The 8,635-nt window shown below is 72.2% G+C and carries 13 protein-coding genes; 4 read left to right on the forward strand and 9 right to left on the reverse strand.

Annotation, left to right across the window (positions count from 1 at the left end; genetic code table 11):
• Positions 1-43: 43 nt before the first annotated feature.
• From EF903_RS05440 to EF903_RS05480, 9 genes are all read right to left on the reverse strand, one after another.
• Positions 44-337, reverse strand: coding sequence for a hypothetical protein (locus EF903_RS05440; RefSeq protein WP_125541445.1), 294 nt, complete (start codon positions 335-337; stop codon positions 44-46).
• Positions 338-339: 2 nt separating this feature from the next.
• Entirely contained in the window at positions 340-942 is a 603-nt protein-coding gene (locus tag EF903_RS05445; RefSeq protein WP_125541446.1) for a hypothetical protein, read from the reverse strand.
• A 37-nt stretch (positions 943-979) separates the two neighbouring features.
• Complete coding sequence (locus tag EF903_RS05450) at positions 980-1,243, reverse strand: hypothetical protein (RefSeq protein ID WP_125541447.1); 264 nt, start codon at positions 1,241-1,243, stop codon at positions 980-982.
• Between the two features lie 123 nt (positions 1,244-1,366).
• Positions 1,367-1,774 carry a hypothetical protein gene (locus tag EF903_RS05455; RefSeq protein WP_125541448.1) on the reverse strand — a complete coding sequence of 136 codons (408 nt, stop codon included), beginning with the start codon at positions 1,772-1,774 and terminating at the stop codon, positions 1,367-1,369.
• 61 nt (positions 1,775-1,835) lie between these two features.
• Positions 1,836-2,660, reverse strand: coding sequence for a hypothetical protein (locus EF903_RS05460; protein WP_125541449.1), 825 nt, complete (start codon positions 2,658-2,660; stop codon positions 1,836-1,838).
• A gap of 69 nt (positions 2,661-2,729) precedes the next feature.
• The gene (locus EF903_RS05465; RefSeq protein ID WP_125541450.1) at positions 2,730-3,515 is read right to left on the reverse strand and encodes a hypothetical protein; all 786 of its coding nucleotides are present in this window, start codon (positions 3,513-3,515) and stop codon (positions 2,730-2,732) included.
• A gap of 80 nt (positions 3,516-3,595) precedes the next feature.
• Positions 3,596-4,171, reverse strand: a complete 576-nt coding sequence (locus tag EF903_RS05470) for a hypothetical protein (protein WP_221888715.1) — start codon at positions 4,169-4,171, stop codon at positions 3,596-3,598.
• A gap of 209 nt (positions 4,172-4,380) precedes the next feature.
• A complete protein-coding gene (locus EF903_RS05475) occupies positions 4,381-4,851 on the reverse strand; it encodes a hypothetical protein (protein WP_125541452.1) in 471 nt (156 codons plus the stop codon).
• Between the two features lie 283 nt (positions 4,852-5,134).
• On the reverse strand, positions 5,135-5,884 hold the full coding sequence (locus tag EF903_RS05480; protein ID WP_125541453.1) for a hypothetical protein: 750 nt from the start codon (positions 5,882-5,884) through the stop codon (positions 5,135-5,137).
• 273 nt (positions 5,885-6,157) lie between these two features.
• On the opposite strand from EF903_RS05480, the gene EF903_RS05485 reads away from it, so the two are divergent.
• The 4 genes from EF903_RS05485 (at position 6,158) to EF903_RS05500 (ending at position 8,550) form a co-directional block, all read left to right on the forward strand.
• Positions 6,158-6,529, forward strand: a complete 372-nt coding sequence (locus EF903_RS05485) for a hypothetical protein (protein WP_125541454.1) — start codon at positions 6,158-6,160, stop codon at positions 6,527-6,529.
• An 89-nt stretch (positions 6,530-6,618) separates the two neighbouring features.
• Positions 6,619-7,041, forward strand: a complete 423-nt coding sequence (locus EF903_RS05490; RefSeq protein ID WP_125541455.1) for a hypothetical protein — start codon at positions 6,619-6,621, stop codon at positions 7,039-7,041.
• A gap of 59 nt (positions 7,042-7,100) precedes the next feature.
• Positions 7,101-7,550 carry a hypothetical protein gene (locus EF903_RS33835; protein ID WP_185902530.1) on the forward strand — a complete coding sequence of 150 codons (450 nt, stop codon included), beginning with the start codon at positions 7,101-7,103 and terminating at the stop codon, positions 7,548-7,550.
• Positions 7,551-7,722: 172 nt separating this feature from the next.
• Positions 7,723-8,550 carry a hypothetical protein gene (locus tag EF903_RS05500; RefSeq protein ID WP_125541456.1) on the forward strand — a complete coding sequence of 276 codons (828 nt, stop codon included), beginning with the start codon at positions 7,723-7,725 and terminating at the stop codon, positions 8,548-8,550.
• Positions 8,551-8,635 lie beyond the last annotated feature (85 nt).

An 8,635-nucleotide genomic window follows, 5' to 3' on the forward strand; every position in this document is an offset into this window, starting at 1 on the left:
GGGAGGATGGGGGGCGGGCCGCGGCGGACCGGGCCCGCTGCGGTCACTGATCGGTGAGGCTCGGCGGGCCGTCGGGGAACAGCCGGAGGTACTCCAGGCGCTCGCGGTGCTGCTGCGTGATCTCCTCGTCGGGGATGTGGACTCCGACGGCGGCGGCCATCTCGCGGGCGAGGAGGAACCGGCCGTGCAGCCACCGCAGCCGGCTGGCCGACGGCCAGGACTCGCAGTACCACACGGCGGTCCAGTCGTAACCGGCCTCCGTCAGCGCGTCGGCGAGCTCGCCGAACTCGCGCAGGAGGATGTCCCCGAGCCTGCCGCGCTCCTTCACGTTCGACACGGCTACGCCTCCGCCCCGGACAGCACGAACACGTGCAGGCAGATCACCGGGCGGTCCCACGGGTGTTCGCCCTGCCGCTCGTACCGGACGTACAGCCGGCCGTCGCTGTAGGAGGCGTGGGCCCGGTCGTGCTCCGCGAGGATGGTGCCGACGACGTCGAGCATGGCGGCCGGGGTGATGGTGGCCGGGACGTCGTAGGCCCCGTCCTCGTCGTACGCGGCCACCAGGTCCCGGACGGGCACGAGTCGCTCTTGAGACCGGACGTACTGCGCCGCGGCCGAGTACGCGCCGAGCCCAAGACCCCAGACGCCCGTCTCGCCGCTCAGCCGCCGGCCGGGGAGGAGCGGGCCCGGTGCGGCGGGCTCGAACCGGTGCCCGGCGTCCCAGGCGGCGACGGCCCGGGTCAGTGCGTGCCGTACCTCCTGGTCGGTGAACCAACCCGTACCGCCGTCCGGCACGGGGCGCCAGTGGCCGCCGAGGCGGTGCCACAGGTCGCCGGTGGCGGGCCACGAGTAGCGGTCGCCGTCCCGGAACTGAGCGGGTACGGCGGGCGGGGGGAACAGAGCCGGCGCGGTGGCCGGGAGGGTCAGAGCAGCAGCAGACACAGGAACTCCAGAAGGTGAGAGGGAAGGGAGGTACGGGCTACGGGAGGAGGGACCACTCGTGGATGAGCCGCCAGGCGGGCCCCATCCCCGGCTCGTGGTCCGTGCCGGGTACAGCAACGAACGCCCCGGGCACGCGCTCGTAGGCGCGGACGGTGCTCCACCCCTCCACGGTCGAACCGTGCTGGAAGTAGAAGAGGCGGTCGCCGAGCAAGCGCATGTGCTCGCTCCACTGGTCTCCGAGGCCGTCGGGGTGACGGTGGCTGTCGAAGCGGGAGCTGATGGGGAACGGCGGGAGCTGCATGGGATACCTCGTGTAGTCGGGACGGGCGCGGTGCGCCCTGCGCACGGCCGTGACGGGCACGGCCGAGGGAAGGGAGCAGCGGGCTGGACGGCCCGGGACGGTGGAGCCCCGGGCCGTCCCAGGTCAGCGCAGGACGAACCGGAGCCAGGCGGGAACGTGCAGGGGGCGGAGGGACCGCTGATTGGCGGAGAGCCGCAGTTCTTCGGCCAGCTCCCCCAGCTCATTGCCGGGCGCCTCGAAGTCGTCGTGGCCGCCGACGATGGACACCGCACCGGCCCGGGACTCCTCGGTGGGGAACGCCGACACGGAGAACACGCGGAAGCGGATGGCGGCGGTTGACCAGCCGCCGGGCGCGACACGGCTGTTCATGCTCGTGCTGCCGAACACGATCTGGTCGCCCCACTGGAGGTCCGCGCCGGCGGGCGGCGCCCAGTCGACGCCGTACGAGGGCGGAGCGTCGATCAGGCGACGATGGGCGTCGTCGGCACTGCGGGGGACGTAGAAGGCGAATACGCGGGGGATGGAACGCACGGGGATGTCTCCTGGACGGGGCGGGGGCGCGCGGTCGGCACGCCCCCGGTCGGTGGGCGGGTCAGATGCGGAACAGCGCCTCGGAGACGGCGCGGCGGCGCTCCTCGTCGGGGCCGAGCGGGAAGTAGCGCACCGGGCCCGCCATACCGTCCTCGTTCAGCCGCTGCACGGCGACCGAGCCGTACGGGTACGGAGCGTCCTGCACCAGCGGCGGTACGAGCTCGAAGCGGTACACCGCGTTCTTGATGCGGCGCGCCCAATCCCAACGGCCGGTCGGCACGGGCTGGCGCATCTCTATGGCGAACAGCCCGTAGGAGCTCGCGGCCTCGAACAGAGCGCGGCGCGTCTCGCACAGTGCCCGGTACGGGATCGCGCGGCGGACGGCGGTCAGGAACGCCGTCATCCTCCGGTCAAACTGGACCGCGCCACCGACCTCTTCTCCGCGGACGGCGCGCACGACCAGGGCCAGCGCCTCGACGGCCGCCCAGTAGGCGCGTTCCCACGCTCTGGCCGACAGCGGCTCGTCGTCGTCGGACTTGGCCAGGCACACGCCGGCCAGCTTCACCACGGACTTGACGGCGGGGTCCTGCTCCACGGGCACCGTCGGACCGTGGTGGAGGAGCAGGGACACGGTGTGCTCGACGTCGGCCAGGAGCTTCCACTCCTCCGCGTCCTCGTCGACGAGCGTGAGCGTGCGCAGCGCCCCGTGAAGGGTCTCCTCAGCGGGAGCGTCCAGGAAGTTCACCGGCAGCTCGCACAGGGCCTTGTCGACGGCGGCCAGCGCCTCGGGGGTGCCGTGGCTCTCGGCGGCGCGGACGGCGGCCTGCCCGGCGGTGATGAGCGGGTAAAGCGACTCGGCTCCGGTGATCAAGGGCAGGGTGGTCATGGTGGTCTCCAGGGGGTGCGGTGGGTAGATGGCCGGCGGGGACGCCCGGTTGGCGCCCCGCCGGGTGGGTCACAGGGAGTCCGGGAGGCGATCCAGGACGGCGGGGCCGGTACGGGTGGTGAGCCCGAAGGAGTGCTCGACCTCGTGCGAACCGGTGCGGCGTACGTCCACCCGGCCGTGGGGATAGTCCGGGTGCGTCTTCGGAGGGATCACGGTGAACCGGTAGGCGACGTGCCCGATGCGACGGACCCACTCCTCCGAGGGGCGGTGGTCGCGCGGCCCGATGACGAACAGGCCAAGCTGTCGTGCCAGGGCCTCACCGAGAGCCGCCGACTGGACGGTCCCGGTGAAGGCGACGGCCCACCTGAGGCGGTCGGCGAACGTCTCGGCCGCCGCGACGAGCTGACGCACGGCCGGCCGCTGATCGGTCCGCCGCAGAAGGATGTTCAGGAGCCGCGTACCGGCCGCCGCCGCCCGCGCCCACGGTCGGTGTTCCGCTTCCTCCATGTCGGCCTGCTGCTCATGGCAGACAGCCAGGAGCCGGATCACCTTGGGCGTCATCTCCCCCGCGTACTTCGGTGTCCAACTGGGCTGCATGGATGCCTGGTCCCGGACGGTGTGGAGCATGTTGTCGATGCGGGGGAACAGCTGGTTCTCCTCGGCCCGCTCGACGTTGGCGAGCACGGTGTGCAGCCGGTCCTCAACGAACCCGCCCAGCCGCTCACCGGGGAGCGCCAGGAGAGCCGTGGACAGTCGAGTCAGGGTGTCGGGTCCAGGGGAGGCTTCTACGGCCCGCACGGCGGCCCTCAGTGTCCGCAGAAGGGCCCGGGTGTCGATGGCGGCGGCGGTGGTCACGACGGTGTCACTCCAGAGGATGGGGAAGACGGGCGGCGGCCGGCGGGGCGCACCAGGGCGGTACGCCCCGCCAGGTCCGGTCAGGCCAGGTCGATGACGACCAGATCGGTGGGGAACGCGGCGCGCACCACGGCGAAGGAGAGGATGTCGGCGGACTCCTCGGCGCTCGGGTACTCCGCCGGGACGTAGGCGTACGTCACGGCCGTGCCGATCAGTCGGAGGTACACGGTCCCGGTCTCGGTCAGCGACAGCTCGAACTCTTCGCCGCCCGCGCGGCTCTGGGACGTGAGCGCGGCCTGCGTGGCGCCCCAGGGGCCTTCCTCTCCCGAGCTGATGGCCCCCATGTACTCGGCGTGCCCGGAGGACCCGCACATCAGGTACGGGCGGTCCTGCTCGTAGGGGCGCTCACCCTTGGCGACCGGGCGTCCGGGCAGCGGGGCGTCCGCCGAGACGTGGGCCGGGGAGAACAGCGGGACGCCCATGAGCTCCAGGCTCACCGGGTCCACGAACAGCTGCCGTATCTCGGCGTCGGTGTAGCGGTGCGAGTTCGGGCACTCCACGCAGGCCCACTGGTCGGACGGCAGGCGTTCCGCGAAGCAGGGCCCGTACTGGACGCGGTCCCCCGCGGCGAACGAGGAGGGAACGAGGGGAAGCACGGACGGCGGGATCAGGGGCACGGGTACTCCAGGTAGGTGAGCAAAGGCGGGCGAAGGATGGCTCGCGGGGCACGGTTACGGCGCGCCCTGCGCGGGGCCGTGACGGATGGGCACGGCCGGGTGCGGGAGGCGGCGGAACGGGAGGGAGCGGGCCCGGGGCGGGACGGGAGACCCCGGGCCGGCTGCGCGGCTATCGGTACGTGAGCGGGCTAGCTCTCGAAGTGGGAGCAGGCAACGGCGTACGGGCGGCCGTGGTGGGTGCGCGGGTAGCCGCCGCAGTCCTCGGCGAGGCAGAGCGGGTTGTCCGCCGTGCCGGGCCGGGGGGTCACGTCGAAGCGGTCGCAGGCGGTCGGGTTCGGGTTGCCGTGCTCGCGCTCCCACTGGCCGCACGTCCCGCACAGTGGATGCGGGTTGGTCAGCGGGACGGCGGTCTCCACGTAGCCCGGGAACGAGCTGTCCGCGTACGTGAAGGCGATCTCCCCCGTCAGTTCGTCCAGCGCGACGGCGCCACCGCACTCAAGGGCGTTGATCAACCGGGCGCGCAGCAGCGCACCGGACACCGGGTGCGGGTTCTCCCTGCCGGGGATGAGGTCCGACGGGGGGAACACGGTCTTCAGGTAGGCGACGAACGTGGCTTCGGCGGGCGAGCAGCGGCGGAAGTCGGCAGGGGTCAGGGGCACAGGAACTCCAAGGGGAGCGATGGGAAGGAGAGGCGCCAGACGGCGCGGGCAGGGACGCGTACGCGGTCCGTCATGAGACCGGAGGGCAACGCTGTGACCTGCGAAAAGGAACATCCGTGGAACTGATGAGACCGTTCTACGCACGCGCGCGGGCGCGGGGTCTCACGGGCCGGTGTTCCGTGCGCCGTACTGCGTCCGCCGGAGGGGTTGCGGGCGCAGTACGGGGCGCGAGGCACCGGGCCGGCTGGGGCGCGCCGGGGGGATGGGCGCGCCCCGCCCGGGGTCAGCGGGTGCGGACGGTGATGCGGCGGCGGTACCGGTTGATCCGGTAGCGGTAGGCCGCGATGCGCTGGCGGGTGCGGTACTTGAAGTTGGCCCAGTTGGGGGTGAGGCGCCACAGGGAGTACCGGATACGGGCCCGGTCGAGCAGCGGGGTGTTGTCGAGCTCGAACCCGCCGACATCGAGGAGCATGGCGAGGATGGCGGAGGCGACGCGGCGGGCGGAGGCCCCGCGGGGCGCGATGGGGTCGGGGTACTCGTACCGGCCGTCCGTCGAGCAGACGTCTTCGAAGGCCATGTACCAGCCGTCGTGCGCCTGGTAGGCGGTGAAACTCTCGCCGGACGGCAGGCTCAGGCCGTAGTGCTGGCAGCCGACCATGCCGGTGCTGACGTCCAGGTAGCCGGCCCGCAGGAGGTGCGCTTCGACGGTGCGGAGGAACGCGCGCTCGTTGGTCTTGTCGGCCTCGAACGCGTGCCGCTCGCGCTCGCCGTTGCTCCACTCCAGGCCGTTGCCGAACCGGTAGTGGGGGCTGATCGCCAGGTCGAGGACCTTGGCCGTGGTGACGTTGCCGTCCTCGTCGCGCTCGGCGGGGAGCGGGGCGGCCCACACGGTGGTGCGGGGGTTGGCGATCCAGGTGTCTTCGCGGTCGGGGATCTCGTTGCCGAGGGAGATTCCGGTGATCCGGCCGTCGGGGCGCTGCTGGACGGTGACGTACACGTGCGGGTCGGTCGTCTTCGACATGATCGCGGACATGGGTGTCCCCTCGGGGTTGGGTTCGGAGCGTTGGCGTTGGGTTCGGCTGCTCGTGCCGTCCAACGAGTTGAACTGTACACCATGTCCACGGCGATGCGTCAACCCCCGGACCTTCACCCACGTCTGTACGGCCCTCTTAAGGGGCTACCGCTTCCAATGAATGGACATGGTTGACAGTTTTGGGTCTGGGGCATGTAGAGTGGTGATCACACCGGCCGACGGGACGAGCAACCCGGACGGCCGACCAACGCTCCGAACCCAAAGGGGACCTCCGTGTCTGCTGCCGCCACCCGCCGCGCCCGCCGCCGCGCCGCCGCCACCGTGCTCCGCACCCGCCGCGCCGAGAACCGGGCGCACCGCGACGCCGCCACCCGCGTCAAGGTGAGCGACTTCCTCGCCGGCCTCGGGATGGAGGAGCAGGACATCAACCGCTTCGGGTCGTGGGCCGGGAAGTACATCGTCAGCGAGTACCGCGCCGCGAACTACGGCCATGAGCCGCGCAAGACCCGCAAGCGCACCAAGCCCGTCAAGGGCTACCCCGAGGGCCGGTGGATCAAGGTCAACATCTACCGCGCGACCGACCCCGCGCTGATCGCCGGGGCCCGCAAGTACAAGCGCACCGCCGAGTACGTCCCCGCCGCGTAGCCGCCGCGCTACGCCCCCTGCCGGTCGGGCGGCCGGTCACCCTCCCCCTTCACCGGCCGCCCCCTGCTCACTCCCTGGAAGGCCCCTTCATGCTCTGCGCCTGCTGCTCCACCGGCCGCTCCCAGTGCACCGCCCGCGTCCGCAGCACGTTCCCCTACGCCGTGAACAGGCCCCGGGTGTTGCCCGTCGGCACGCTGGCCGGACTCGTCGGCCGGTACTTCATCGCGGTGTCCTTGAACGAGGACGGCTCGTTCCGTGGCGGCAACGGATTCTGGCGGCTCGGCGACCCGTGTACCCGGTGCGCGGACCGGCCGCTCGACCCGTCCGACGTCCGGCGTGAGCTGTGCCGGAACCCGCGCGGCCACGCCTGGGCCCAGATGGACATGTGGCGGTCCAGCGGCCTGCCCGAGTCCGGGATGCGCGTGCTCGCCCCGCGCGCCACGTCCTACGAGGAAGCCCGCGCCCGCGCCATCGACATGTGCGAGCAGATCCGCACCGTCGGCCACCTGTAGTCCGCCCACCCCGGGGCGCGGCCCACCGTGTCGCGCCCCGCCCCGAACGGAGACTTCCGATGCTTCGCCGCTTCCTTGACCGCGTTTCCGCCGCCGCCGTCGCGGCCGGTCTGCTCGCCCTGCTGCTGCTCATGGCCGCCGCATCCGTCGGTGCCGTGCGCTCAGCCGGCCCGGTGCCGCGCCCCGCCGCCACGGCCACGCTCGCCGCCCCGGCCGGGGCCGACGGGTGTGAAGAGGACGAACCCTGCTGGGACTGCGCCACGATGGGCAACCGCGTGTGCGGGGTCGACGTGCCGCCGGAGTGCGACGGTGCGGGTGACGTGCTCGCGCTGTGCGTCCGCGTGGCCAACCGACCGCCGTTCGGATGGCTGGGGCCCGACGGGGAGGTGGAGGGCGACTTGCCGGACGGGCGGACGTTGCTGCGGGACCTGTGGGTCAAGCCCGGTGATCCGGAGTTCGCCGGTCTGGTGGCCGCCTACGACGCCGATTGGCGCCGCACCCACCCCTGATCCCGGCCGCCGGGCCGCTGTTCCCACTGGGAACACCCCGGGCGCGGAAGGGGGTCGGTGTTCCGTGGACCCCTACCCCCTTCCGTGGACATGGTGTACAGTTTTTCTTGTTGGGCGGCACGAGCAACCGAACCCAACGCCAACGCTCCGAACCCGACCGAAAGGCACCGCTGTGCCCGTCATCGACGCGACGTTCTACCCGCTGATCGTCACCGCCCGCCCCGACGACTCCCTGTACGCCATGCCCCCGGCCGGCTCCGACATGGGCGCGGCCCGCCTCTGCCCCATCACCGAGGTACGCCCCGGAGACTGGGTGCTCGGATCGCACGAGCGGGCCCTGAACCCGAACCGGCTCGACACCCTCATGCAGAGCGTTGCGTGCTTCCCCGCCCTCCCCGTCACGGTCAACGGCGCCGTGGCCCTGGACGGCCAGACGCCCCACTGGGACACCTGGGAAACCGCCCTGGTCATCCCCCGCGAGTACATCCCCGCCGAGACCTACGCCAACCGGCTCGACGGGTACCGCCTCGGCGACCACGTGGAACGCGCCTTCATCTACGACCCCATGCACGCCGACCGGCGCGACTCGGTCGGCACGGCCCGCCCGCTGATCCAGCGCGGCATCATCACGGCCGTGGAAGACGGCGCGTTCACCGTCGAGTGGGCGGGCTACTGGGCCAACGGCCGGATCACCGAGACGGCGATGCGGCTCACCGACCCCGCCGCCGTCGCCCGGGAGCGCGACGCGTTCGGGTTCGCCGTCGGCGACACCGTCAACCAGGAGAAGAACGGGGTGTGCGGCCCCTACGCCACGGGCGTGGTGCTGGAGCTCTACTACAGCCCGTACGGCGCTCAGCCGATGGCACGTGTGTTCTGGCCGGGAAGTGCCTGGGACAACTACTGCCACTACGACTTCGTTCCGACGCACGTCCTCGGCCACGTGGTGGCTCCGAACCGGTACGACGTCACCTCCCGGCAGCAGTACGCCCCCACGGCCTGACGGCCCCGCAGCCGGCCCGGGGCGCACCCTCCCGCGCCCCGGGCCGGCTGCGGGGCCGTCAGGCCGTGGGGGCGTACTGCTGCCG

Source organism: Streptomyces sp. WAC05292 (genome assembly GCF_003949955.1).
Classification (GTDB): Bacteria; Actinomycetota; Actinomycetes; order Streptomycetales; family Streptomycetaceae; genus Streptomyces; species Streptomyces globosus.

What these genes read in the sequence shown, in the direction of transcription:
- EF903_RS05450 (WP_125541447.1), bottom strand. Translation starts at nt 1,243, where the DNA reads ATGCAGCTCCCGCCGTTCCCCATCAGCTCCCGCTTCGACAGCCACCGT.
- EF903_RS05460 (WP_125541449.1), bottom strand. Translation starts at nt 2,660, where the DNA reads ATGACCACCCTGCCCTTGATCACCGGAGCCGAGTCGCTTTACCCGCTC.
- EF903_RS05480 (WP_125541453.1), bottom strand. Translation starts at nt 5,884, where the DNA reads ATGTCCGCGATCATGTCGAAGACGACCGACCCGCACGTGTACGTCACC.
- EF903_RS05490 (WP_125541455.1), top strand. Translation starts at nt 6,619, where the DNA reads ATGCTCTGCGCCTGCTGCTCCACCGGCCGCTCCCAGTGCACCGCCCGC.
- EF903_RS33835 (WP_185902530.1), top strand. Translation starts at nt 7,101, where the DNA reads ATGCTTCGCCGCTTCCTTGACCGCGTTTCCGCCGCCGCCGTCGCGGCC.